This is a genomic window from Vibrio sp. MMG023 (assembly GCF_021654215.1).
Classification (GTDB): domain Bacteria; phylum Pseudomonadota; class Gammaproteobacteria; order Enterobacterales; family Vibrionaceae; genus Vibrio; species Vibrio jasicida.
Map to the genome: position 1 here is coordinate 277,489 of NZ_JAKFZP010000004.1, position 25,035 is coordinate 302,523.

Sequence of the window (25,035 nt, forward strand, 5' to 3'; positions counted from 1 at the left end):
TGGGAATTTCTTTCACGCTATAAGTAAAAAAGTACACGTTAATGTGAGCTAGGTTCGAGATACCAACAACGAGGAACAAATCAGCTTCAGCGGTCCATCCATCATCTCAGTCTTAATCAAGCTTGCATCGTGACAACAACTGATTGAGAACGCGAACCCATGTAGGTAATCCGCCAGCAAGTCCAAACTGTCTTTCTCCACTTGCGGGGATAAACCCAAAGGCTGAACAATGATTCGATAACGCTCGGTAAACACTTGAGCTGGGCCATGGGATGTCATGCTCAACATGGTTTGCAACAACCCGTTGTACTCACGCAGCAGTGCAATGTAGCTAACAGACAAGCTTTTGAGTTCACCTTGCCAATCTTCATTCATTTGAGGTTGATAAATTTCCTCCACCAGCGATGTGGTTAACGCTTCAAGCAAGGCATTCTTATTTTTGAAGTAGTGATAGATCGCCATAGGATCGACATTTAATTGCGTCGCTAACGAGCGAATGCTTGGTACCTTTCCATCCTTTTTCATCAATAGCTTGGCCGATTCTAAGATGCCTTCTGCGCTTAGCTGCGACTGCTTGGCGGCCGGTCTTCCGCGTTTCTTTTCGTTGACAGACATTTGATCTTCCCGATAAACTCAGCATTATTCTACACTGTAGAATTAATTTTAACCTAACCTTTAACTTGGCTCAAGCACCAACATTTTAATGAGGTACTCATGGCAAATATCGTATTTATTGCAACCAGTCTAGACGGTTACATCGCAGATAAACAGGGCAAACTCGACTGGCTACATTCAGTACCAAACCCAGATAATATTGATACTGGCTTCTTCTCACTGATGGAACGCATTGATGGCTTGGTAATGGGACGCAATACCTTGGATGCAGTGCTGAGCTTTGATTGCGATTGGCCATACAGCAAACCGGTGTTCGTACTCAGCAACACCATGACAGAAGTGCCACAAGGCTACGAAGACAAAGTCTTTTTAGTAAAAGGCGAGCTAAAAGATGTGCTTGCTGACCTAAATGCAAAAGGTTTTAACGAGCTTTACATCGACGGCGGTGTGACGATTCAGAACTTCCTAAAAGAAGATCTTATTGATGAAATGGTGATCACGCGCTTCCCTATCCTACTTGGCGGCGGCGCACCTTTGTTTGGTGATTTGGAACGACCACTCAACTTCAAAGTGACGAAAAGCGAGGTTATTTTAGATACGTTAGTGAAAACGACTTACGTGCGTCAAAGGTAGTTTGGGGGTGAGTGAATCAAGCTCTTGACGATAACGTTAAGGGCGATTTTTGTCTTCAATAGCGATGTTCGACGGAACTCATTTTAGGACATTTTTGAGTTAGAACTGCTACAAATTAGAGCAAGTATAGTAAGTACTCGACCACAAAAATGTCCTCTGTAAACCTACCAGTCTGGATTTTATTTTTGAGCATTTTCCTAATAGAAACACGGCTCAAATCAATTCAGTGGCATTGGTAAGTCATAAAGGTGTTTTTTTGTTTTTTTGATAATCACTGTATTTTTTTGCGATCCATTGATGCAAATGCAACCCGCTATTACGCTTTAGCTGCACATCGATCACAGCCAAAATCAGTAACCCAATTATCGTTCCCATAATCATCTCCAAGCTTATCTATTCTAATCAGTACTAGTTTAAGACTTTTCATTAATCCATTGATTTCATTAGCTTATCCATATTTAGACCACCAAGCTCCTCTAAGTTATCCTTAATCTCTTCATCTATTGATAGATAGCGCTCAACTTTCTTTATTTCCTTCTCAAGAAACTTTTCAACTTCTTGAGATACGTTGAACATCAACCCCTGTTCACGTGCTGCTTTTCTCGCTCGTTTAAGACGATAATCTAAGTCTGATGAAATTTTAATGTTTAGCGATACTTTGGATTTTTTTTTCTGTAATTGCATGATGATACTCAATTTCAACTTAACAATACTATAAACTTTTCTACCTTTTTAGCAAGAAAAGTTAGTATTGCCGATGACGGAACTGGAGTCAGAGCTGAATAAGATAGTTGTGTACGAATAAGATGTGTAAAACACCGAATGGATAACCTCTGAGCTTAGAAACGCCACAAGCACAAGATAGCTCATAGAAAGACGATGCTTTTCAACAGATAAGCTTTGGGGATAACAACCACGACATGTCTGGGACACACGTAATATTATGGCAAATGGAACGTTAAGTTGCTTAAACAGAGGGAAGCGATGAAACATACTCGTCGTGCGCAGGCTTGTGGGGCGAGGTAATAACCATTGTGTGATGGGTATTTTCCGTCCATACTCCTTGATAATCAGTTGTTTGCCTAGTCAGCTTTTGGCAAGAAACCAAGTCAGTTCGAACGTTTAAGCGTGAAACAATGCTATATTGAAAGCGTCACATCACCACGTCCCCACAAAAGGAATAGTACCATGCCGACCTATCAGGTCACTTACTTCAACGCGAAACACGCCGTGATGGATAGCGAAGCTATCTTCATGAAAAGTCTAACGAACGCCAAGCGCTCAGCTGAGCATCATGCGCCAGAGGGCGCAATGCGAATTGAGATTAAAGATTTAATGGATCAGATGCTAAGTCGAATGACGCTTGATGATGGCTGGGTAGATAGCAGTGAAGACTGACGTTTGCTAGCAATCATGATTCGTTTGGAACGTCATGAATAAATACACAGGTTTGATTCGTTTTTCGTAGTAGCCTTTGACACAGTTTAACTTGTTTGTCTGACAAAGCTTGCTCACGATTAAGTTGATCTCGTAAACCTGTAAGCATGTCTCGGTCCAAGTTACTCAGCTTTTCGGAGTGTAAGAGGAGTGTCGTATTGATAAGTTCAGAGAGGTTTCTTGAGCTCATAGTCCCCACTCCTTATCCCATTCTTTTTGTTCCTCAATCTCTTCTATGCGTTTGCGAACACCCATTGTTTTCAACTCTTCCGGTATCCGCTTAACCCCTTTCCCTTTCGGATTAATACTAAATTGCTTCTGCTTTTGTGTCGGTTTAGGTAGCTTGCTCATATATCATCCTATTTTTAGTGGTTTACTGAATTTCGCACCGCGTTCATATTGGCTATGAAAACAACAATGATACTACACAAGTCAGAACATAAGTGGGCAACAGTAATTCAATGATTTTTCTAAATGAGATCAACACAGATTGAACCAACGATTGCAGAAAACTGAGGCTCAGGCTTTTAAAAATGTAGTGATTCTAAGCAAAGTAATTTTAGTTAATTTTATTCAGGTTAGAATAAAGCCATTTCAATTCATTATTTTTTATTGATGTATCGTTCAGCGTTTGCAAAAAGTTTATCGCATGCTTTTTTCTGTGCTAAATATTCTGATGAACCTTCAGTCATAGAATCGAGAATTTCTTTCGCTTCTTGGTATTCTTTTACCATCGCAGCGAATCGTTCTTCGAAGTTGTTTTTCTGTGTTTTCTTGCTTGATTTTCTTACTGGTTTTCTCATGTTACTTCTTACCTTATCGATCCCAACGTTTATTTTTATTCGTATTTCGAACCTTCGGGATCTTTATTAAACGTAAAGTAAAAAAGTCTCCTCGACAGAAGAGACTTTTTAGAAATGTCTTACACTAACGTAACGTTACCCGCTTGAGGGCCTTTGTTACCTTGCTCAACAACAAAAGAAACCTTTTGGCCTTCAGATAATGTTTTGAAGCCTTCACTAACAATTGATTTGAAGTGAACAAACAGGTCAGAACCGCCGTTATCAGGAGTGATAAATCCAAAACCTTTAGATTCGTCAAACCATTTTACTGAGCCAGTTGTTTTATTTGACATAATATATCTCGATACATTGATTAAGTTAAAAAGAAAGCTACTAAATAAGGAATAAAGAATAAGGTATCGCAGGATAGATATGACGAACTTAATCGAAAAAACTGAGAAGATCTTGAACTAAATATATTATCAATAACTCACCGTTTGAGCTGCCGACACTATACACCAAGTAAAAATAATAGATATGCATTTCTTCATTAAATTTTATTCCCTATAAATTCAATAACTTGAAAGGTAAAATTTAATCTCTTGCTCTAAATGTGCGAGAATCATTCGCACAATCGTAACAACGCTAATATTCGATATCGGAAAAGTGAATGTTTCTAGCTTCTGATGGAGAAATCGCATACCCACAACCCAATATTGTTGTCCCACAAAAATGTATGGTCCGCCCCTTTATTACAACTACAATTAAGTCATAACGGAGTTGGTTTGCGCTAATGTATTCGGAGTCCTTGTTGGGAGTACTAGCTTCCCAGCTCCACGATGATATCTGCGCCAGATTATCCTGAAAAAGCCTAAAGCGTTTAACACTGTTTTTTGTGTCAGGTTCTTAATCTGGTCGATTGACCGTTTTTGTCATCACGTTCATTGGCGTTGCAAACTTGGTTATAGCTGTACAGCCTTAAAAGCTTGGCGGTGGTACAGCACCGCCCAAGCTATTTTTGCTAGCTTGTTGGCGAAGGTAGTTTGCCGCGATAACTAGAACAAAAGAAAGGCGCCCTTCCTGATATATCAATGAAGGGCTTTTGATCTTTGAATCCACGTTTGATAGCCGCTAATTGACCAACTGCCGCATTACTTTAAGAACAGGAAGTTGTTCCAACTCTTTTAAGTGAATCAGATAGGACTTGGACATAGTCTCAAGATCAGAGATTTGCACCATAGTAATGTTTGGGTGCGGTTGAAACTCATGCAAACCGACATAGCTAATACCGAGCCCGTAAATACTCGCCTCTCGAACACCTTCGCGACTGTCAATTTCAAGCTCGCTATGGGTGAGAATGCTTTTTCGCACCAATTCATCTTCAATGATTTTTCGGGTGGTAGAGCCGGATTCTCGATGGATAAGTTTTACCCCCTCTAGCTCTGCCAAAGTTATCGATTTACGTTCAGCCAGCTTGTGAGTATTTGGCACCGCTAGCACCACGGGTTGCTCCGCTATTTTGGTTGAAACCAATTTAGGATTGGGATCACGATACGCTAGCATACCGATTTCGAGTTCTCCGCTTAACACACCGTTCCGAATTTGATCAGATCCTCCAGTACGAATCTTCACATCAATATTTGGGTAGTACCGTTTAAATCGTTCAATCAATGTTAACACCGCGGCAGGGCTGACGGCTCCCATCGTTAATTTTCCGACTTTTAACGAACCGCTTCCCTCAAGCAGCTTCTTGGCGCGCTCTTGTAATGAAAAAATCAGCCGAGTCTGCTCATACAATTCTTTGCCGGTGTTGGTAAGGCGATTGTTATTGCGTTGCCTATGCAGCAACACCACATTGTATTGCTCTTCCAGTTCACGAACCTGAGCGGTAATCGTGGGTTGAGAAATATTCAGTGCTTCTGCGGCTTTGGCAAAACTACCTAGCTTCGCCACAGTGTGAAATGAGCGTAATTGCGTTTGTTTCATCGTCTTCCCTAACCGGCATTACTCTTAATAATTCCGTTTTTAGCCTGCTGTAGCTCAGTCTTATAACCACAAAAACGAGCTTCGATTTTTTCTATGTTAAGAGTGATTAAATAGTATTTTCATTAAACATTAGTGTCATTTTCATAAATTAAAGTTTGCACATCGAAACGGACAAGACACGAGAAACACAACGATGTGGCAATTTCACAACCCAGTCAGTATTAGCTTTGGAAAAGATGCGCTACCTGTTTTAGAAACGGCGCTAAATGGGCGTAAGTACGCAATCGTCACTTACGACCATCCTTATTTCGATGCGCTAGCAGACGAAATTCTAAGCTCTATCGGTGGCGGCCAAGCTACCCTCAATCAGGTCTCTGAAAACCCAGATATCGCCGATTTACCTATCATATGTGACGCATTTTCACCGCACCAAGCAGACGTCGAAGTGCTAGTTGCAATTGGCGGTGGCTCAGTAATTGATACAACTAAAGCATTGGCTGCCGCTAGGTCTAAAGCAAGTGTCATTCATCGCGTTCTAACAGAGGGAGAATCTGTCAAAGACCCACTACCGATGATTGTATTACCAACGACCACAGGAACGGGCAGTGAAGTGACTTGCTGGGCAACCATTTGGGATAAGGCATCAAATAAAAAGTTCTCACTGAGTGACCCAAGTTTGTACCCAGAAATGGCGATTTGCGATCCCAAGTTAACCCTAGAGTTGCCTATCTCGCTGACGGTCCAAACTGGATTGGATGCACTTTCTCATGCGATGGAGAGTATCTGGAATCATAACGTGAGTCCTGTGTCATTGATGTTTGCTCAGCAAGCGATCACCACGATTCGTTCAACACTACCAGCGCTAGTTGACGCCCCCCAAAACCTGCAGCTTCGCAACTTAATGATGCAAGGCTCACTCAATGCGGGTTTAGCATTTTCGAACACCAAAACATCCATTTCTCACAACCTTTCTTATGCGGTCACGCTGCGCAAAGGCTTACCTCACGGTATTGCTTGCTCATTTACTTTGCCTGCAGTCCTCGCTTCGTTTGCACATTCGGATTGTAAAACATCGGTGCACTTACGCACGATCTTTGGCACCGATCTACAAGTGGCTGCACAAGAGCTAGAAGCATGGATTCACGCATTAAACGTAAAAACTCAACCAGAAGATTATGGCTTTACACGCTCTGAATGGAAGCAAGTGGTGGAAGATGCCCTGCAAGGTGAGCGTGGCAAAAACTTTTCTGGCTGTTCCAACCAACTGATGAATATTTTCTTTTAAAGGTAACGGATTATGAACATGAAAAAATCGCTGCTGAAATGGTCGATTGCGGGCAGTACTGCACTTCTGTCTATGTCGGTAAATGCGTTAGATGATCTCAAAATGGCGCTCATCCCTTCGGAAGATTCACGTGCCATGATCAAACAAAGTAAAGCCCTGATAAATGGTTTGAGTGAGCAACTGGGCGTTAAAGTAGAGGGCTTTGTCGCAACAGACTACAACGGGGTGATTGAGGCACTGCGAGCTGGTCACATCGACATCGCTTATCTTGGTCCATTCTCCTACGTGAAAGCGGCAGAAGTGGCTGATGTAGAAGCGTTTGTCGTGGCAGAAACAGCGAAAGCGGGCGATGTGTCGTATCACAGCCAAATCATCGCGCCAGCGAATGCCGACGACATCAATCAGCTGTCTGATCTAAAAGGCAAAAACTTCGCCTTTGTCTCGCCAACGTCAACATCTGGCTACGTATTCCCTTACGTTGGCCTGAGAAATGAAGGGATTAAGCCTCGCGAATTCTTTGCCAACGTGGTGTACACCGGTGCTCACGATGCCAACATTCTAGCCGTAAAACATGGCCGAGTGGATGCAGCCACAGTTGCAGATCGCATTCTTAACTCAGCAGTCGAGAAAGGCATTATTGGCAAAGACGAGTACAAAGTGATTTGGCGTTCCGAATCTATTCCTGAGTCACCAATGGTGTGGCGCAACGATATTCCAGACGCTGATAAAGCACGTATTAAGCAGGCGTTTTTATCGATGAAAGCGGTGCAGTTTGGAGACCAAGGCATTGTTAATCGCTATATCGAAACCAATGATGCAGCGTACAACCCCGTGCGTGAAGCAGCCAAATTCAAACAGCTGAAACGCTAAGGAACCATCATGTTAAAGATAAACAACTTACACAAATCCTACGGCGATAATCAGGTACTAAGAGGCATTGACCTTGCGATCAACGAAGGGGAATTTGTGGTGATTCTGGGACCATCAGGCGCTGGCAAATCGACACTCTTGCGTTGCATCAACCGTCTAACTGAAGCGACAGATGGAGAGATAGAACTGAACGGCCGCAATATCGCCCACGTGAAAGGCAAAGAGCTGCTCAAAATCCGCCAATCAGTAGGAATGATATTCCAGCACCATAACCTCACAAAGCGCCTGTCGGTACTAAAAAATGTCTTAGTTGGCCGCATGTCTAACCTACCATTTTGGAGCTGTGCAATGCAGCTGTTTCCGACACAAGACATCGATATTGCCAAAGAGTGCTTAGACCAAGTCGGCCTTGATGACAAACAAAATGCCCGTGCCGACAGCTTAAGTGGTGGTCAGCAGCAGCGTGTTGGCATTGCAAGAGCGCTGGCGCAAAACCCAGAGCTGATGCTCGCCGACGAACCCGTGGCAAGCCTAGACCCGAAATCGTCACGCAAGGTACTGACTTACATCCAAAACAGTTGTAAACAGCGCAACATAGCCGTGCTGTGTAACTTGCACCAAATCGATTATGCGATGGAGTTTGGCGAGCGCATTGTTGGCTTATCAGAAGGAAAAGTCATTTTTGATGGCCTGCCAGAAGACCTGACCCCAGATATCGTTAGCCAAATATATTCCGGTTTAGAAGACGACAGCATTAGCCAACTTGTACTTCGCATGGCTGAAAAGCGCCGTCAGCAACGTATCCAAGCAGAAAAGGTGGCTTGAAATGAAATCTAGCAACTTACAGTTTATTGCCTCGCCGCCAAAGAAAGGTTGGTGGATTCTGATCCCTATCGTTGCGGCCACTTACGCGCTGCTGCATTGGTCGGCCATTGGTGCCCGCATGGATGTATCTTCATTGATGCAGGGGTTACCGTGGATTTGGGACTTCCTATCTCGCATGTTACCGCCAAACTTAAGCTACATCAGCGACAGTCTAATTGATCCAGCGATTCAAACTGTGCAAATCGCATTATGGGGAACCGTGCTCGCGGTAGCACTGGCGCTGCCCGCTAGCTTTCTTGCGGCCAAAAACGTCACACCTAACCTAGCGGTATACCATTTCTCGCGCCAAGTACTGAATGTATTACGTGGCATTAACGAGTTGATTCTTGCACTTATCTTTGTGGCAGCGGTAGGTCTGGGGCCTTTTGCCGGAGTACTGGCGCTTTCACTACACGGCGCAGGTATGGTGGGTAAGTTTTTTGCCGAAGCGATTGAAGAGATGGACCAAGGCCCAATCGAAGCGATGAAAGCATCGGGCTGTTCTAAGCTGCAAATCATCTTATTCGCTGTGTTGCCACAAGTCTTTCCGAACTGGATCAGTGTCATCTTGTATCGCCTCGAAGCCAATATTCGTATCTCAGCGGTACTGGGCATGATTGGCGCAGGCGGCATTGGCTTCGAGTTGATGACCTCAATGAAGATGTTCGAATACGGCGATACAGCGGCCTGTGTACTTGTGATTCTTGGCTTAGTGTTCTCGACTGACATTATGTCAGTAAAACTGCGTCAAATGATTCGATAAGCCCCCAACAACTAATACAAAGAAGACATTAAGAGAAAAGACAATGAACAAACAGATTGAAGCGGTTATCTTTGATTGGGCAGGAACCGTGGTGGACTTTGGTTCGTTCGCGCCAACGCAAATCTTCGTGGATGCATTCCAACTGGCCTACGATTTTAACATCTCGCTGGCAGAGGCTCGCGGCCCTATGGGGATGGGGAAAATCGACCATATTCGCACGCTCCTAAACGATGAAACAATCAGCGATCGTTGGTTAGCTCAGTTTGGTGAACGCCCAACCGAACAGCATGCACAAGAGATTTACCATACCTTTATGCCATTACAGATCAAGCAAGTAGTGAAATTTGCTGAGCCGATTGACGGTGCACTTGAATCAGTGGCGTTCTTACGTGAAAAGTCGATCAAAATCGGCTCATGTTCTGGCTACCCAAAACCGGTGATGGATGCGTTAGTTCCAGCAGCTCGCGAGCAAGGCTACGCGCCAGATTGTGTGGTTGCGAGCGATGAAATTGCAGCAGGCTCTCGCCCAGGCCCATGGATGGCACTAAAGAACGTTATTGATTTGGGCGTAACACGCGTCAGCAATTGCGTGAAGGTTGATGATGCCGTCGCTGGTATTCACGAAGGACTAAACGCAGGCATGTGGACAGTTGGTCTATCTGTATCAGGTAACGAGTTCGGAGCGACGCCAGAAGAGTTCCAAGCAATGACAGCAACAGAAATCGAACAACGAAAACAAGCCGCAGAAAAAGTGCTTTACGCCGCTGGTGCGCACTACGTTATTGAGACCATTGCAGAATTGCCAAAAGTGATAAATCAAATAGAGGCGAGAATGAAAAACGGAGAGTATCCAACTTATATCAATTGATTCACTAGCCCTTCAAAAAAGCCAACAGCTATGACTGTTGGCTTTTAAGCTGTGTGTACCATCCCCTGCCCGTTCTTCCGTCTTGAATTAGCGTTCAAACATTCCCCCGCAGGCGTATTATCAACGAAAAGAGCTGGATGCTTTACGGTCGCGCTACTCACTAGCCATAGAGAAGATGAATTGAAAGATGCAGACCTTATCGTGCTAGGCTTTGAGCACCTAACGGTGATCAAAAACCACAATGGTTCTTATTGTCTAGCGGCTTCATAAAACGATTCCGATAGCTGATACACAGACAGATTCAACAGTTAATAACGCCACAAATTCCTTATTTACCAATTTATAAACTATGAAATATCAAGCTAGCACTCAATGGGTTTTATAAAATTTAATCAAATTGAGATCTTGTGCTGCACACTGAAACAAAAAGTCCAAGCGAAATTTTCCACACATTCATGAAATTGATAGGTTGATCCTTGTAGGGTAAATACTCTATTAGTGATAAAAATTAAAATAAGGACTTTTTATGAGACCATCATTCTCGATCAGTATGGCACTTGCTACCACGGTGGTTGGCTTCCATTCCTATGCAAACAGCATCAACACAACTACCTCGTCATTAACCTCAACCAACGTTGCTGAGCAAAAACAATCGTTAGCTTTGCAGATCAGTGCCAGCTACGCCGATCTTGAGTCTTCTTTGAAAGCTCAGATCACCGAAAAAAGTTTATCGATTCCGATAGACAAGCTGAATTCAGCTCAGCCCTACTCGACCTTCTCAAGCGAGATGCAAAAAGCCGATCTTAGCTATCGCAAGATGAAAGGTATCAATAACTTCAGTAATTCCGTTCTTGAAATCCGCATGGCTGATGAAACCATGATTGACGCTTGGAAGGATGGTAAGAGCCCGCTGTTCGCATTCGAACCATCTGGTGACGATGCCGATTGGCAATACATTGAAGCGTATGACGTGTACGGGCAAGTTCATGAGTTAGACGTCTACCAAATGCCGGATGTCCCTGTCTTCGTGATTGACAGTGATGGCGCAAAAGAGCTCAAAGCTGGCCTGATGGCAATGCAAGCAGAGCTGAACCAGCTTGGCATGACTACCCAAATTAATGCCGACGGTAAAGACAATGCCGGAAACCCTCAAAAACAGCCTCTAATCGGCAAGGCTCGTCACTCTATATCCGAATCAGAACCGGAAGAACTGAACACGACTCAGCTTACGAAGATTCGTTTAGCGGTGGATAGAGAACCTTGGATCTCAGGTAAAGCCGAAATCTACGCGATCGTAACGGGCGTTGATGCCAGCCGTTTAGAACCGCAGATTGATCTGGTTGAAATGCCTTATCTGGATTACGACAAGCAAACCTATTACCCAAATCAAACCATCATTTTTTGGCCTCGTTACCGCTGGGGCGCAGCAGACATTATTCTGATGGAGCACGATGACGGCACTAACTATAAAGATCTTGCAAAACTGCTGGTCAAAGCCGCAGAAGAAGTACTGAAGATGATCCCTGATCCAGAGGTACAGGGTTATGTGATCATCCCTCAGATCACCAGCAAAATCATTGAGTTGATTCCAAACAATATCTTGGTTAACGATGATGACTTTGTAGACGTGTATTACACGCTACTGCAGAAAACACCTTATGTTGACCGCCCTGGCGCAGGTGGTAATGCGGTGGCATCTTTCACCCCAGTCACCATACTGCCTACTGAGTAACTTTAGGTTCATCACTTTGGCCAGTCCTGTGTTTAATGGCAGCCTAGGTAGATAGGTAGAACGAAAGAAAAAAGCCCTTTCTAGAAGTAGGAAGGGCTTTTTATCATCGATTTCAGTGTTTGGTGATCACAACAGGTATAAATTCAGTCTATGAAGGTTTTGGACAATTCCGTGTTACTAATGGCGTCAGTCGTGACCCTGCTCGCATAACCAAAAGTATGGAAAAACTCTATATACGTAGCCAGTTTGAGTGAATCACTACAAGATGTCTAGAATAGCTTGACCAGAATAGAGGCCCCTCACTGGCTTAAGGTTTTAGCTTGGTGGGGTCATAGGGGGCGGTGTGTGTCTTGATTCTAAAAGCCGACCAGATTTCAACGTGGTTTGATAGGTATCTACTGAAGAAAGACAAGGAGTAGACGTGATTGTGAAGCTCTAATATCGGTCTTTAACATGATAAAAGCGAGTAACCAAATGAAATAGTTCTCGCTTTTTTAATCAATTACCACGTTCGATTCGAGATAAAAATTACCCAGTAAACTCTTCAGAATCGGGACGATTGGTAAACTGCACACCATTTAAGAAGTCGCACAGCAGTTGGTCTTCACACTGTTTGTAGTTTTTGTTGTTTGGCTTGCGGAAATACGCACCAATTTCGTATTTACTTAAACTAATACCAACCACTTCTAATACGTCCAACACATCTTCTGCTTTCATGTCTAGCGCAATGCGCAGTTTCATGAGAATCATGTTGTTGGTCAACGCGACTTCTGGCTTAAGTTGCTCGCCGTCTTTTTTGCCTCGCTTGAGGTTAATAAAGCCATTTAAGAATACCGCTAACTCTTGATCCTTCATCTTAACGCTAGATTTGTCGCTTTCATCTTTTAACCAGTTTGCCACTTTATCGTGAGCCACAGTAACTTCGGCCTGCCCGAAAGCTTTCATTATCTGTGCGTTTTTAAGGTTTAACGCGTGTTGGATACGACGTAAAATTTCGTTGTTAGTCACTAGGGATTCCTAAAATGAGTTCTAAGGGTGAATAAAAATCCATCAATTACATGCGATCTGTGGGTGTCTTTATTCAATAGCGTAGTTGACGGTGACTCTAACAGAGAACACGTTTCTTCGGTAGGTTAAAAAATGGAGATAAGACGGCCTATTCGAATTAGTTGGCGAAGTTGGTAAGACCCCACTCTCATAGACACTATGCTGATTAGAAGGAGTAGTTCAAACCATCTCACTGTGATTTGTGAGGTTGAACGTTACTAACAAGGAATGGGGCAACTGTTAGCCAGCAACTCAATTGACTCCCCGCAACAAAAACGCCCTTCACATAAGTAAAGGGCGTTTGTTATTTGAGACTGAGTGTTGAAGGTTAAAGCACTAACCCACCATCAATCTTGAGTACTTGGCCTGTGATGTAGGTGCTCTTGTCGGAGGTTAAGAAGGAGACGCCATTGGCGATGTCTTGCACTGAGCCCATTCGACCTAACGGGGTTTTGCCCTCCATCATTTGAATCACTTTTTCTGGCAGGTTCTTGGTCATATCGGTGGCGATAAAGCCCGGTGCAACGCAATTGACGCGGATTTGCGCGCCCTTTCTTGATAGCTCTTTCGCCCAGCCTTTACTCATCGAGATGACACCGCCTTTACTTGCGCCGTAATTACTCTGGCCGATGTTGCCATCCGTACCCACAATAGAAGAGATGCTGACAATACTGCCTGTGCCCTGCTCTAGCATGACAGGGGCAACGCGCTGGGTGAGTAAGAACACCGCTTTTAGGTTTACGTCGATAACGCTGTCCCAATCTTGCTCTAGCATGTCTGGCAACAAGGCATCACGCGTGATACCGGCGTTGTTAACCAGCGCATCGATTCTTCCATGCTGCTTTACGATACTGTCTACTACTTCGCTGACGGCTTCTGCATCGCACAAGTTGACTTGATAATTGCTTAGCTGCGCCGACTGGCTCCATTCCACAGGCGATATGTCTAGCCCGACGACGTGGAATCCATCCTCCAATAATTGCTCACAAATCGCTTGGCCAATACCACGAGCCGCACCAGTAACAACTGCTACTTTTTCCGCTTTCATCTTGGTCTTCCTTAAATGTTGAGATTACAAATTCGCTTTTTCCCTAGCGTTTTTTGTTTTTATGCCTAGCCGCGTTACAGCTGCGCTTCTCATACGCAGGGTCTTTCATATTTACTTCAAACTATAGGAGCAGTCTGGGAGCCGGATGTGAACTAATCAAGACAACTTGATGATGGTTTGCAAAATAACGGGTTTCCGTCACCGTTCTGTCGATATGGCGGTGTAACAAGTGCGCTGTTTGTTGAATAACTCGCCTTTCATTTAGAGCTCATGAAACTAATTCTTAGATTATGCAGCAAAGTCACAATAAACCTGTGGGTATTACATTCTTGTTATCAAAATTCTCGATTACGATTTAAAGATACGGCGTGCTTTTAAATATGGACGTAGCAAAGGACGCCTTACCTGAGAAAGATAATAAAACCTACGGGAGATAAAATGAATCAGGCTTACATAGATGCAGCAAGAACGCTGCAACAGTGCACGTTCGGGCCATCCCAACGTGACATTAATGATCTTGCTCAATCGGGAAGCATTGAAAACTGGGTCGCTCAACAAACACTTATTACACCGTCTTCTTGGCTGAAGCATTTTGAGCAAGATGAGCTCAACGTACCGGACTTAGGGCAAGGCTTGTATTACGCCAGCAGCTGGACACGCATGACAGTCGAAGGCGATGATATCTTGCGTCAGCGTATTGCTTATACCCTGTCTCAACTGTTCGTAGTTAGTGTGAAAGATCCGGCATTTAAAGCGGCTTCTAAGCGTCGCTACATGTGTAATTACTTCGACGGATTGCTCGATAATGCCTTCGGAAACTTCCGCGATGTGATTCGCTTTGTGTCGAAATCGCCAATCATGGGTGAGTACCTGACTTTTGTGAATAACGTTTCTAACGAGCTCACTGCCCCAGATGAAAACTACGCACGTGAACTGTTGCAACTGTTCACGCTTGGCCCAGTTAAACTGCGTAACAACGGTGAAGTGCGTTTGGATGCCGAAGGTAACGAAGTGCCATCTTATACACAAGAGGACATCGAAGAACTGGCGCGTGTCTTTACCGGTTGGAAGTTCATCGATATTCGCGGTGACGATAAGTACAGCCAGCCAATGTTACCGCGCGGCGAGCATGATATGGGTGAAAAACGCATATTAGGTAAGAAGTTTGCCGCAGGCCTGTCCGCAGAAGAAGAACTAGAAGCGGTGATTGAGCTCTTGATGAGCCAAAACACGCTCTATACATTTGTCACGAAATTCTTCATCAATAAGCTTGTGACCAGCAATCCAAGAGCAGGTTATATTCGCCGTGTGCGCCGTGCGTTCAAACGTTCTGATGGCGACATGCAAGCCTTAATAATCGCGATTCTGACGGATAAAGACGCGCTTCGCTCTGGCAGCACGGTGGGTAAATTGCGTGACCCGCTTTCTGTGTTTACCCATGCGATGCGCGCGCTACAAGTGAAGCGACGTGACGGCGTATTGATATGGCCAAAACAGTTCAATTGGTATAACCGAACGTTGCCACTGTCGGCACCTTCTGTGTTTTATTATTACCAACCTGATGATGCGCCAAACCACCCTGATTTTAATGGTCTAGTGGCACCAGAATTCAATGTGTACCAATGGCATGACATCTACCAATATGGGATTCAGTTCCGTGAGCTTGTCGCTCGTTTCGAGGAAGAGGCCAAAGATTGGTACATGGATGAAGTGCTGTTCACCCGATACCTTGCTTTTGATGACGAAGGCGTAGTGGATTACCTCAACGAGTATTTGTTTGCTTATCAAATGAGTGAGCAAGCTCGTCAATGCTATCTCGATTACCTCGCCCAGTGCCCAAGTCGCCAATCTAAATGGCGCAAAGAGATTAAGAATCTCGTTATGAACGCATTGCTTTCACCAGAATTCATCACACAGGGGTAATCATCATGAACTTAACACGACGTCGTTTTTTACAAGCAGGTTCCGCTGGTGTTGGGGTTTCTGCACTTAACCTTGCTGCTTTTCCTGCCTTTGCAGACTCTTTCAATCAGTGCAAAAACGGTTATCGCGCCGTAGTGGGTATCGACCTTGCGGGCGGTAACGATGGCTACAATATGCTGATCCCTACTGCCGCACCGGCGAACAGCCAATATCGAGCATTGCGTGGCAACTTGGCTTTGGATGAGACGAGCTGTATTCATTTAGATGCGGTCAATGATGACGCCAAGCTAGCATTAAACCCTGCCATGGCTGCGCTCAAGACCTATTGGGATAATGCTAACCTTGTACCTGTTGTGAACCTGGGTCCACTGACACAGCGCGTAAACAATGTGATTTATGGTGAGAGTACTCGCCCTGCTCATTTGTTCAGCCACTCTCATCAATCCACTATGGTTCAGTCTCATGCGACCAAGTCTCTGTCGAAAGAGGGCTTTGGTGCTAAGACTTCCACCGAGCTCGGCACTATGCTGCGCAGTCTAAATGAGCTGTCGCCAATGTTTGATATTGGCGGCACGCAAGTGTGGACCAACTGTATCGAGGCGCAATCTAACTCGGTCGGCTCTCAACCACCGAGCGATATTTTTAATGACCAACGTTCGCGAGATCTGTTTGATCAATTGCAAAACACGGGCAGTTACGGCAACGTTTTTCAGTCTCACTATGCTGGTGTTGCGGTGGACTCGACCAGAATGTATCAGGAGTTCAGCGCCATTTTGAATGCCGAGATTACTGAGGTATTCCCAGAAACACGCATCGGTAATCAACTAAAAGCGGTATTTAAACTGCTGCTGCATAAAGATCAGTTCCAACATCCTGCGCAGTACTTTAGTTGTAAGTTAGGCGGGTTCGATACTCACTCAGCTCAAATTAGCCGCCAAACGGGTTTGCTGCAAGAGTTGGCAGAAGCGATGGCCGCGTTCCAATTAGCTTTGGAAAACAATGGCTTATTTGATCAGGTAACAACCTTCACCCATTCGGAATTTGGCCGAACTTTGATTCCAAACGGTACGGATGGTACGGACCACGGCTGGGCAAGCCACGCATTGGTGATGGGCGGCGGTGTAGCAGGAAAAGCGATCGTGGGTGAATATCCAGACTTATCTGAGACAAGCCCTTACTTACTCTCGCGTGGGCGTGTGATTCCAACCATCTCTTCCGATCAGCTTCATGCGAGCTTAATGGCGTGGTTAGGACTGTCTGAAACGGGAATTAATCAATTATTCCCTGCGCTGGATAACACTTTGACAGATTCAATCCAACCTCAGACTCTCCCTCTGTTCAAATCTTGCTAATATAGTAGGAGATAAGTAACTAAGTAATCAGTTAATAACTAGCAAGGTTACTAATAAGAAAAAGCAGTGCTAAACAAAAGGCTCCGTTCACGCGGAGCCTTTTTATCATTAAGCCAAAGTACTAGGTCAACGTTCAAGCAGGTTCCTCAGCCTGTTTTCATGCTGTTTCTTCATGAACGGATTGCGCTTTTTGCAGCCAAGGCTGAAGCAAAAGATTGAACAACATGCCTGCAATGAACAAGGTGATCACGATACTCGCCCCACTTGGTAAGTCATAATACGCTGACGCCGCGATGCCCGACAATATCCCCACGATGCCAATGCTGATGCTCGCAACGAAGAATCTTGTACCTTTCAGTGCTGCCGCACACAAGGCCGGAATCACCAACAAGGCAAATTCTAAATAGATGCCCGTTAACTTGACCGTAATCGGCATTAATATCGCGAAGATGAGATAGAAGCCACTGCCCTGCATGAATTCTGGCTTGAGCCACACCAATAACAACATCGCTGCGGTGATTAATGCCAAAGGCCAAACATCATCCCATGTCGACCACAACAACTGCCCGTTGAGAATCCCTTGGATAAAATCGGCACCGTGCGGGTCTTTACTCACCAGTAATATCGCTAGAGAGGCGGATACCACAAACAAGCTGCCAATCATCGGTTCTAGATGTTGCTGATATTGTTTTTCCATTAAGGCGATCAAACCGCAAAGTAATAATGACATCACCCAAGGGCCAACAATCTCACCAAAGAAAGAACCAGAGAAGAGATCGTATTGGTTCAACCAATAGTGACTCAATGCAGCCCCCAAGGCAGCAACTTGTGCCACCGCCAAATCAATGAAGATAATCTGACGCTTTAGCACTTGCTGTCCGAGTACCACGTTACCTATCAGAGCGATCAAGCCACACAGCACCGCGGGTAATAGCCATGCATAATCTGCCATGGCTTAGATCTTCACCGGAACAGGTTGCACTAATACATCCAACAAATCATCGATAACTTGGTCGTACATTTCATCTAAGCTTTCGCCATCAGAAACCGTTAAAGGCAGCTGAATCAGCGGCTTATTGGTTTGTTTCTGTAGCCAGTTTGCTGGACGCTGGTCTTGATGCGACGAGTAAACGATCGCATCAAAAGAGTTCGCGTCCAGTTTAGTCAAAGACTGCAGATGTGATGTGGTTGGTGAGATGCCCGGTTTAGGCTCTAAGTCAGCAATTTGCTCCATGCCAAGCCAATCGTACAAGTAGCGATAGGTTGCGTGATACCCCACAACTTGCTTGCCTTTCAATGGTGCAGCTTTCTCATTCCACTCATTGAGCTTTTTACGCCAATGGGCACGGAACTTCATGCCGTTAAATTGATAGGTTTGCGCGTTGTCTGGGTCAAGCACTTGTAACCGTTTCGTCACCGCATGTGACAAGGGAATAATGTCATTAGCCGCAAACTGCACATGTGGGTTTCCGTGCGCATGAATGTCCCCCATGCTGCGGTCGACATGATCATGAGTGTCTAACATACGCACGAAATCGGTCGCGTAGATCATACTTTGTGAACCGTTTTGTACCGCACCATTGCTACTGCGAACTTGCAGCATAGATAACCACCCTACTTCTAACTCCGCGCCAGAACACATGGCCATGTCGGCTTGGCGCATCTTTGCAATCAAAGAAGGGCGAGCTTGTACGTAATGAGGATCTTGCTTGGCGGTGGTCGCAGAATAGATGGTCGCGTCTGGGGCGTGACTTTCGAGAAGAGCTTTCCATTCTGGCTCACAAACAAAGATGTTAAGAGCCAAAGCAGGTGAAGAGATGATGGCAGCCCCCGCCGCCATCATCGCTAAACTGCATTTATTTAATGTCAGCTTAGAACGCATGTGCACCGTGCGCTCCAAATGTCATCACGTATTGCAGAGTGAATACGTTGTCTGTCTCGCTGTCTTGGTTATCAATGCGAGTGTATTGCGCACGGATAGTTCCGAAGTGAGAAGAATCCCATGCGATCATCGCATCCATTTCTTTATCATTCAGTGCTGTGAAGTGCATGTGGTCGCCGTGCGCATGGCCATCGTAGCTTTCAGCTTCACCGTAACGAAGTCCCGCTGACCAGCTTGGGTTAAAGCGGTAAACACCCGATACGTAGTATGCGCTTAGATTGTCTGGCGATTCAGCATCGTTCTTGTATTTGCTGTCTACCACACCGTCTAGCAACATGTATTCCGCAGATAGCGTGAAGTTGCTGTACTTGTAGTTACCATCTGGCGCCCACTTCCATACAAAGTCTGCACCGTATAAGTTTTCACCCGTTACCGCAGCTGCGTGGCTGTGGTCATGATCGTGCTCGCCTGCATGGCCGTGATCATGATCTTCGAACTCTGTTACCTTACCGTTTTCGTTACGTAGGTAGCTCAGGCCAAACTGCCAGCTTGAAGACTCTGAGAAATCGCTGCCAAGCTTAAGTGTTGTGGTGTAAACGCCAACTTCAGAACCATCTTCAACAGAAGACATCTTGCTGCCGCTTAATGCTTCTACACCTAACTTCACATATAGGTCAGTTGGAAGAACAATGTTTGCACGCACACCGTCATCGTAGTAATGCGAGCCAAGGAAAGTACGGTAAGCAATTGGACGCTCAACAAAGCTGTCTGTGTGCATGTGTTGGTTGTTCAGGTAACCAAAGTCAGATAGGAAGCGACCTGCACGTACATTTAAGCCGTATGGTAGTGCTAGTGTCTCAATAAACGCCTCTTCAAGCATCAGCTCGGTTTCATCACCGTGGCTTTCTAGAACCGCCGTTAGTGCACCGTGGAATTTATCATCAATGTTTGCAGACATGTTCAGCTCAGTATGACCCAGGCCAAAACCTTCTTCACGCTCTGAGTTATGACGCTGGCCATCTTGATAGTAACCGTCTAGTACCACGCCAATCTGAGGGTTCGAAAGCGTATCGGCGAAAACTGGGGAAACAAACAAACTACCAACCGCTAAAGAGACCAATTTTTTATTCACAACGTTTTTCCTTATTTTGTTATGTTATAACACTATCAAATATTTCGCGGATGTTATAACATAACAAGAATTAAAAAAAGCGAAGCATGTAACAATTTGTAAAATCATTTTGTGTGAACATTATCAATAATAATCATAAGGTTAATGATTATTGACCATCACACATCCAGTTTGCTCATCACATCTCTCCGCCTTACCTCATGTTTGTTCAGCGAGCTAAAACGATAAAAATCAGAGCCGCCAAACAGACAAGACACGTGTAGTTTGAAACTGTGTATACCCAAGTAACCTCAAAGTGCTAGGTTCAGCGAGAATGACTTGGTTTGAAGGCGAGGCAACAATTTGAAGATCTAGTGGCTCTAAATAAAAAATTGTTAACGAAGCATACAAGCCAAGGCAACTCGCCCTTTGGGAGCGTGTCACTGACGCAATTTCATCGTCAAACAACTTGGAAAGAGCTTGCTATTACGCTGCGTTGTTTTCCTTGAACTTGAATCAGTGACAACGCTCTGAATCCTGCATCTTGAAGTCACTTGGGTATATATTTATTCCAAACATGACTGACACCGGTAACAAGCAATGTTAAACATGGATTTTTCACAACGGCTGGTGATTAACACCGCACAACAAGATTGGATTGCCAGCCCAGCATTAGGCGTTTGGCGAAAGCCACTAGAACGAGAAGCCAAAGAATCTGGGCACACCACCAGCGTGGTGCGTTATGAGCCAAATTCACAGTTTTCGACCCACCCTCACCCATATGGAGAAGAGATACTGGTGCTCGAAGGGGTGTTTTCTGACGAACATGGCGATTACCCAGCGGGAGCTTACCTACGAAACCCTCCGGGAAGCCAACATGCCCCATTCAGCAAAGATGGTTGCGTGATCTTAGTGAAACTTAATCAATTTGATCCTAACGATCTGGAAACGGTACGCATCAATACCAACCAAACCGAATGGTTACCGGGTATTGGTGGATTGGAGGTAATGCCATTGCACAACTTCGAACACGAGCATGTTGCATTGGTCAAATGGCCTAAAGGTGAAAAGTTTCAACCTCATCGCCATTTTGGAGGGGAAGAGATCTTTGTTCTGTCTGGTGAGTTTAATGATGAATTAGGTCACTACCCCCAGCATACGTGGTTACGCAACCCACACATGAGCGAGCATTTTCCTTTTGTTGATCAAGAGACGATCATCTGGGTAAAGACAGGGCACTTACCTGTCGAGTAGCGTTTAGAACCAGTATAAAAACGGCATAAAAAACGGCTCGAAATTCGAGCCGCCATCCATGGAGTCACAGTCTTAATTATGCGCTCATAATTTTTGTGTAAAGCCAGTCTTTTAGCTCCGCACGATTATGTTTAAGTGTGTTCATTTCATGGTCGTCGAGTGGGTTTCCTCGCAATTCTAGTTCGCGGATTTCTTTATCGAGAGAGTTGTAGCTTTTAGCGTTTTCAGCAAACGAGGCGTCACTTGCTGTCAGCTGATTGATGGTATCCAAATGTTCTGGGAATTCATGAGTTAATGAGTGATTTTCGCCTAACATAAAGACCTCTTGGGCTGAGTGTATTTTAGTTAATCAAGCTGCTCAAATCTTAAGCAACGCTTGAAATAACCATAGCATTTCGTGGGCGGTTAATTCGTCGTATCGCCCACAAAAAGATAACAAATTGATTTTCAATTTTGCGTATAAAGTGTTTCCCTCTTTACCTCGATAGTTTAATCACTCTGTTCACTCTATGATTGTTGCATAACGACTTCATGAGGAATCTCAATTATGCAAAAAATCATCCTGATTACTGGCGCTACAGACGGCATTGGTTTAGAAACAGCAAAGATGTTAGTGGCAGATGGTCACCACGTGATTGTTCATGGCCGCAACGAGGCTAAACTACAAAACGTAGAGCAAGGCTTAATTGAGATGAATGCTGGCAAAGTGGAAAGCATCGTTGCTGATCTGTCTTCAGTCAAAGCCGTTAAACAGATGGTTGCAGAAGTGGCAGAGCGCTTTGGAAAACTGGATGTGATCATCAATAACGCAGGCGTATTCGCGACACCTAACTCAAGAACTCAAGAAGGTCTTGATGTGCGCTTTGCCGTTAACACCATTGCGCCGTACATGCTGACAAAAGAGTTGCTCCCACTACTTGGCAACACAGGTCGTGTCGTAAACCTATCTTCTGCGGCACAAGCACCAGTGAGCATCGAAGCCTTGATGGGCGAAAAACCACTGTCAGACGGTGAAGCTTATGCTCAAAGTAAATTGGCACTGACAATGTGGTCACGCGTTATGGGATTGCAGTTGAAAAATGTCGGCCCGATGGTGGTTTCCGTCAATCCAAAATCATTCCTTGCCAGCAAAATGGTGAAAGACGCTTACGGTATCGCGGGTAATGACATCAGTTTGGGCGCAGACATTCTAATTCGTGCCGCACTATCGGATGAATTTGCTCAAGCGCACGGTTCGTACTTCGACAACGATATCGAAGCTTTTGCCGCTCCTCATCGTGATGCGTTGAATGACATCAAATCACAACAAGTGGTAGACGCGATTGAAGCAATGATTGCTAAACTCGCTTAATTCAACACAGTTGTTTCCTGTTAAACACCTAGCTTCGGCTGGGTGTTGTCATTTTTACGTACTGGTTCCTGTTTACTGATTTCTGGCGTTTCTGTTTCTCACGTTTTGATCTCGCGCTTATAAAACTGCCATCATTGTTCATTTTCAATAAAATCTAAAAACTCATTTGATATAAAGGCCAATTATCAACAAAGCCTTCTCTTGTTAATCTTCAGCCATCGGGAAAAACGCCAGACTCAAACGCGTTCGTTCCCATTATCTTTCGCGAGTGATGCCATCGAATCATCCCGCTTTTAACTGGAGATCCAACTATGAACTATGAGGGCAAAGTTTACCGACCATGGCCGGAATACCGCAGCATCTTAATCCAAACCACATTGGGTTGTAGCATCAACACCTGCACGTTTTGCAGCATGTTTGATGACAAACGCTTTAAGGTACGCCCTATTGAAGACGTGTTTAAAGACATTGAAGAAGCGCGTCTTATCTACCCACATGTAGAGTCGATCTTTTTGATTGATGGTAACGTTATGGCGGCACGTACGGATTACTTACTTAAGATCTTCGACAAACTGCGTTCAACCTTTCCTGAATGCAAAAAGATTTCTCTTTATAGTGGATTGAACGATTTCCGCCGTAAAACCATTGCTGAATTGAAAGAGCTGAAAGATTCGGGTTTAGATATGGCCTATTCTGGCCTTGAATCTGGCGATCGTGTTGTTCTTGAGCGCATTAAAAAACGCATGTCACCAGAGCAAGCGATCGAAGGCATGGCAATGGCAAAAGAAGCTGGCATTGAAGTGTTGCTGTCTTTCATCTTTGGCCTAGGTGGACGCGAACGTTCAAAAGAACACATTATTGCGACAACAGACATCTTGAACCAAATCAATCCTGAGCAAATTGCGCCTATGGCACTTGCGATTCAACCAGGAACGGTGATGGAACAAGAAGTGAAGAATGGTGAGTTCATTATGCCAACTCAACTTCAAGTGCTTGAGGAAGAGAAATACCTACTCGAAAACTTGAACATTGATACCTTCTACTGGGGCGACCATGGTAACAACATCGTTCCACAGAAAGGTTGGTTGTTGGATTCACGCGAGGATTTTCTGAGAAACATCAATCACGCGATTGCATCTAACCCAATGGCAAAAGACAACGTCATCCAGACCTTCTCTTGGTAGTCGTTCTCTTTCCCGCTAGATAAACACAATAAAAAACGCTTTCCGATTGGAAAGCGTTTTTGTTTATTTCTGATGGGTAGCCAGTTCGGTTTCCCAGTAAGGTGGCTGCCCGTAATGCTCGGCAAAGTAATCAATAAAGGCACGAACCTTAGGTGCGATCAAACGTGAGCTAGGGTAAACAGCCCAAATACTGGCGTTCATCACCAATGGGTAGTCTTCCAAGATTTCGACCAACTCACCGGCTTGAAGCTGTTTGTAGACACTCCAAATCGAGTTGATCGACACACCAAGTCCATCGATACAAGCATCACGCATCGCATCGCCGTTATCGGTTCTAAAGCTGCCCGAAGCGCGCATCGCATAATGACCATCTGGGGTTTCAAACACCCAATTGTCTAGCCCCATTAGCGTCACGCATTCGTGCTCAGCAAGTTCTTGCGGTGTTTTCGGCGTACCGTGCTTTTCTAAATACTCTGGTGAAGCAACAATGATACGGCGATCTGGTGCTAATTTGCGTGCCACCAGCGTTGAGTCTTTCAACTCTGCAAGACGAATCGCGACATCGAACCCGCCTTCAACCATATCAATGATGGAATCGGAGAAACGAAAATCCACCGTAAGCTCGGGGTAAGCCGCCATAAAGCCTTTGAGTGCAGGCACAAGATGCAAACGCCCAAACGACGCTGGCGCTGTAACTCTAAGCGTGCCGGTTGGTGCACTATGACCTACTCCGACCGCACCTCGCGCCGCTTCTACCGTTGCAAGCACTTCTTCTGCGTGTGGCAAAAATGCCTGACCTTCTTCCGTTAATGAGACCTTACGTGTGGTTCGGTGCACAAGGCGAACGCCTAGCCCTTCTTCCAACTTATTGATGTGGGCGCTGGCAACGGCTGGCGATAATCCAAGCTCTTGTCCTGCCATGCTGATGTTGTGCGTTGATGCCAAACGAACGAAAAGCTTGAGATGTTCTATATTCATTTCATTTTCAACTTATTCTATAAAGTCCGACGTCAATGCCGGGCATTTTCATCTAACACAATAGTAAAGC

At 44.8% G+C, this 25,035-nt stretch carries 26 protein-coding genes and 1 pseudogene; 14 read left to right on the forward strand and 13 right to left on the reverse strand.

Annotated features, from left to right (window positions below; translation table 11 throughout):
* Nucleotides 1-48: 48 nt before the first annotated feature.
* A complete protein-coding gene (locus L1076_RS14740; RefSeq protein WP_237303878.1) occupies nucleotides 49-615 on the reverse strand; it encodes a TetR/AcrR family transcriptional regulator in 567 nt (188 codons plus the stop codon).
* A gap of 99 nt (nucleotides 616-714) precedes the next feature.
* On the opposite strand from L1076_RS14740, the gene L1076_RS14745 reads away from it, so the two are divergent.
* Entirely contained in the window at nucleotides 715-1,248 is a 534-nt protein-coding gene (locus L1076_RS14745; protein WP_237303879.1) for a dihydrofolate reductase family protein, read from the forward strand.
* Nucleotides 1,249-1,674: 426 nt separating this feature from the next.
* Here the strand turns inward: L1076_RS14745 and L1076_RS14750 are convergent, their stop codons facing one another.
* Nucleotides 1,675-1,932 carry a hypothetical protein gene (locus tag L1076_RS14750; protein WP_237303880.1) on the reverse strand — a complete coding sequence of 86 codons (258 nt, stop codon included), beginning with the start codon at nucleotides 1,930-1,932 and terminating at the stop codon, nucleotides 1,675-1,677.
* A 504-nt stretch (nucleotides 1,933-2,436) separates the two neighbouring features.
* On the opposite strand from L1076_RS14750, the gene L1076_RS14755 reads away from it, so the two are divergent.
* Entirely contained in the window at nucleotides 2,437-2,646 is a 210-nt protein-coding gene (locus L1076_RS14755; RefSeq protein WP_038882392.1) for a hypothetical protein, read from the forward strand.
* Between the two features lie 225 nt (nucleotides 2,647-2,871).
* On the opposite strand, the gene L1076_RS14760 is transcribed toward L1076_RS14755, so the two are convergent.
* The 4 genes from L1076_RS14760 to L1076_RS14775 all read right to left on the reverse strand — a co-directional run bounded on the left by L1076_RS14760 (nucleotide 2,872) and on the right by L1076_RS14775 (nucleotide 5,453).
* The gene (locus tag L1076_RS14760; RefSeq protein WP_164492023.1) at nucleotides 2,872-3,036 is read right to left on the reverse strand and encodes a hypothetical protein; all 165 of its coding nucleotides are present in this window, start codon (nucleotides 3,034-3,036) and stop codon (nucleotides 2,872-2,874) included.
* A gap of 251 nt (nucleotides 3,037-3,287) precedes the next feature.
* Entirely contained in the window at nucleotides 3,288-3,488 is a 201-nt protein-coding gene (locus L1076_RS14765; RefSeq protein ID WP_042602588.1) for a hypothetical protein, read from the reverse strand.
* A 119-nt stretch (nucleotides 3,489-3,607) separates the two neighbouring features.
* Entirely contained in the window at nucleotides 3,608-3,820 is a 213-nt protein-coding gene (locus L1076_RS14770; RefSeq protein WP_237303881.1) for a cold-shock protein, read from the reverse strand.
* Nucleotides 3,821-4,598: 778 nt separating this feature from the next.
* Nucleotides 4,599-5,453 (reverse strand): LysR substrate-binding domain-containing protein, encoded by an 855-nt coding sequence (locus tag L1076_RS14775; RefSeq protein WP_237303882.1) that lies wholly within the window; start codon nucleotides 5,451-5,453, stop codon nucleotides 4,599-4,601.
* Nucleotides 5,454-5,646: 193 nt separating this feature from the next.
* Here L1076_RS14775 and L1076_RS14780 point away from each other — a divergent pair, with 193 nt between their 5' ends.
* The 7 genes and pseudogenes from L1076_RS14780 (at nucleotide 5,647) to L1076_RS14805 (ending at nucleotide 11,835) form a co-directional block, all read left to right on the forward strand.
* On the forward strand, nucleotides 5,647-6,738 hold the full coding sequence (locus tag L1076_RS14780; RefSeq protein WP_237303883.1) for a phosphonoacetaldehyde reductase: 1,092 nt from the start codon (nucleotides 5,647-5,649) through the stop codon (nucleotides 6,736-6,738).
* Nucleotides 6,739-6,750: 12 nt separating this feature from the next.
* Nucleotides 6,751-7,608: a phosphate/phosphite/phosphonate ABC transporter substrate-binding protein gene (locus tag L1076_RS14785; RefSeq protein WP_237303884.1), complete on the forward strand. Its 858-nt coding sequence runs from the start codon at nucleotides 6,751-6,753 to the stop codon at nucleotides 7,606-7,608.
* A 9-nt stretch (nucleotides 7,609-7,617) separates the two neighbouring features.
* Entirely contained in the window at nucleotides 7,618-8,433 is an 816-nt protein-coding gene (gene phnC, locus L1076_RS14790; protein ID WP_237303885.1) for a phosphonate ABC transporter ATP-binding protein, read from the forward strand.
* Between the two features lies 1 nt (nucleotide 8,434).
* On the forward strand, nucleotides 8,435-9,235 hold the full coding sequence (gene phnE, locus L1076_RS14795) for a phosphonate ABC transporter, permease protein PhnE (RefSeq protein ID WP_237303886.1): 801 nt from the start codon (nucleotides 8,435-8,437) through the stop codon (nucleotides 9,233-9,235).
* 43 nt (nucleotides 9,236-9,278) lie between these two features.
* The gene (gene phnX / locus L1076_RS14800) at nucleotides 9,279-10,103 is read left to right on the forward strand and encodes a phosphonoacetaldehyde hydrolase (protein ID WP_237303887.1); all 825 of its coding nucleotides are present in this window, start codon (nucleotides 9,279-9,281) and stop codon (nucleotides 10,101-10,103) included.
* An 87-nt stretch (nucleotides 10,104-10,190) separates the two neighbouring features.
* Nucleotides 10,191-10,373, forward strand: a pseudogene (locus L1076_RS27060) (haloacid dehalogenase); the annotation flags it as partial.
* A gap of 256 nt (nucleotides 10,374-10,629) precedes the next feature.
* Nucleotides 10,630-11,835, forward strand: a complete 1,206-nt coding sequence (locus L1076_RS14805; protein ID WP_237303888.1) for a DUF3103 domain-containing protein — start codon at nucleotides 10,630-10,632, stop codon at nucleotides 11,833-11,835.
* Between the two features lie 528 nt (nucleotides 11,836-12,363).
* Here the strand turns inward: L1076_RS14805 and L1076_RS14810 are convergent.
* Complete coding sequence (locus tag L1076_RS14810; RefSeq protein WP_038882396.1) at nucleotides 12,364-12,843, reverse strand: DUF1456 family protein; 480 nt, start codon at nucleotides 12,841-12,843, stop codon at nucleotides 12,364-12,366.
* A gap of 367 nt (nucleotides 12,844-13,210) precedes the next feature.
* Entirely contained in the window at nucleotides 13,211-13,930 is a 720-nt protein-coding gene (locus L1076_RS14815; RefSeq protein ID WP_237303889.1) for a beta-ketoacyl-ACP reductase, read from the reverse strand.
* Between the two features lie 438 nt (nucleotides 13,931-14,368).
* On the opposite strand from L1076_RS14815, the gene L1076_RS14820 reads away from it, so the two are divergent.
* On the forward strand, nucleotides 14,369-15,853 hold the full coding sequence (locus L1076_RS14820; RefSeq protein ID WP_237303890.1) for a DUF1800 family protein: 1,485 nt from the start codon (nucleotides 14,369-14,371) through the stop codon (nucleotides 15,851-15,853).
* Between the two features lie 5 nt (nucleotides 15,854-15,858).
* Nucleotides 15,859-17,205, forward strand: a complete 1,347-nt coding sequence (locus tag L1076_RS14825; RefSeq protein ID WP_045407949.1) for a DUF1501 domain-containing protein — start codon at nucleotides 15,859-15,861, stop codon at nucleotides 17,203-17,205.
* Nucleotides 17,206-17,362: 157 nt separating this feature from the next.
* Here L1076_RS14825 and L1076_RS14830 read toward each other — a convergent pair whose 3' ends face one another.
* The 3 genes from L1076_RS14830 to L1076_RS14840 are packed head-to-tail and all read right to left on the reverse strand — an operon-like array spanning nucleotide 17,363 to nucleotide 20,219.
* A complete protein-coding gene (locus L1076_RS14830; RefSeq protein WP_237303891.1) occupies nucleotides 17,363-18,157 on the reverse strand; it encodes a metal ABC transporter permease in 795 nt (264 codons plus the stop codon).
* Between the two features lie 3 nt (nucleotides 18,158-18,160).
* Entirely contained in the window at nucleotides 18,161-19,087 is a 927-nt protein-coding gene (locus L1076_RS14835) for a zinc ABC transporter substrate-binding protein (protein ID WP_237303892.1), read from the reverse strand.
* Nucleotides 19,077-20,219: a hypothetical protein gene (locus L1076_RS14840; protein WP_038882403.1), complete on the reverse strand. Its 1,143-nt coding sequence runs from the start codon at nucleotides 20,217-20,219 to the stop codon at nucleotides 19,077-19,079. The genes L1076_RS14835 and L1076_RS14840 overlap by 11 nt, the downstream gene beginning before the upstream one ends.
* 579 nt (nucleotides 20,220-20,798) lie before the next feature.
* On the opposite strand from L1076_RS14840, the gene L1076_RS14845 reads away from it, so the two are divergent.
* Nucleotides 20,799-21,452, forward strand: coding sequence for a cupin domain-containing protein (locus L1076_RS14845; protein ID WP_237303893.1), 654 nt, complete (start codon nucleotides 20,799-20,801; stop codon nucleotides 21,450-21,452).
* 76 nt (nucleotides 21,453-21,528) lie between these two features.
* Here L1076_RS14845 and L1076_RS14850 read toward each other — a convergent pair whose 3' ends face one another.
* On the reverse strand, nucleotides 21,529-21,768 hold the full coding sequence (locus L1076_RS14850) for a YdcH family protein (RefSeq protein WP_038865100.1): 240 nt from the start codon (nucleotides 21,766-21,768) through the stop codon (nucleotides 21,529-21,531).
* A 231-nt stretch (nucleotides 21,769-21,999) separates the two neighbouring features.
* On the opposite strand from L1076_RS14850, the gene L1076_RS14855 reads away from it, so the two are divergent.
* Entirely contained in the window at nucleotides 22,000-22,803 is an 804-nt protein-coding gene (locus tag L1076_RS14855) for an SDR family NAD(P)-dependent oxidoreductase (RefSeq protein WP_237303894.1), read from the forward strand.
* A 311-nt stretch (nucleotides 22,804-23,114) separates the two neighbouring features.
* Complete coding sequence (locus L1076_RS14860; RefSeq protein ID WP_038865097.1) at nucleotides 23,115-23,987, forward strand: radical SAM protein; 873 nt, start codon at nucleotides 23,115-23,117, stop codon at nucleotides 23,985-23,987.
* 63 nt (nucleotides 23,988-24,050) lie between these two features.
* Here the strand turns inward: L1076_RS14860 and L1076_RS14865 are convergent, their stop codons facing one another.
* Nucleotides 24,051-24,965, reverse strand: coding sequence for a LysR family transcriptional regulator (locus L1076_RS14865; protein ID WP_042602152.1), 915 nt, complete (start codon nucleotides 24,963-24,965; stop codon nucleotides 24,051-24,053).
* Nucleotides 24,966-25,035 lie beyond the last annotated feature (70 nt).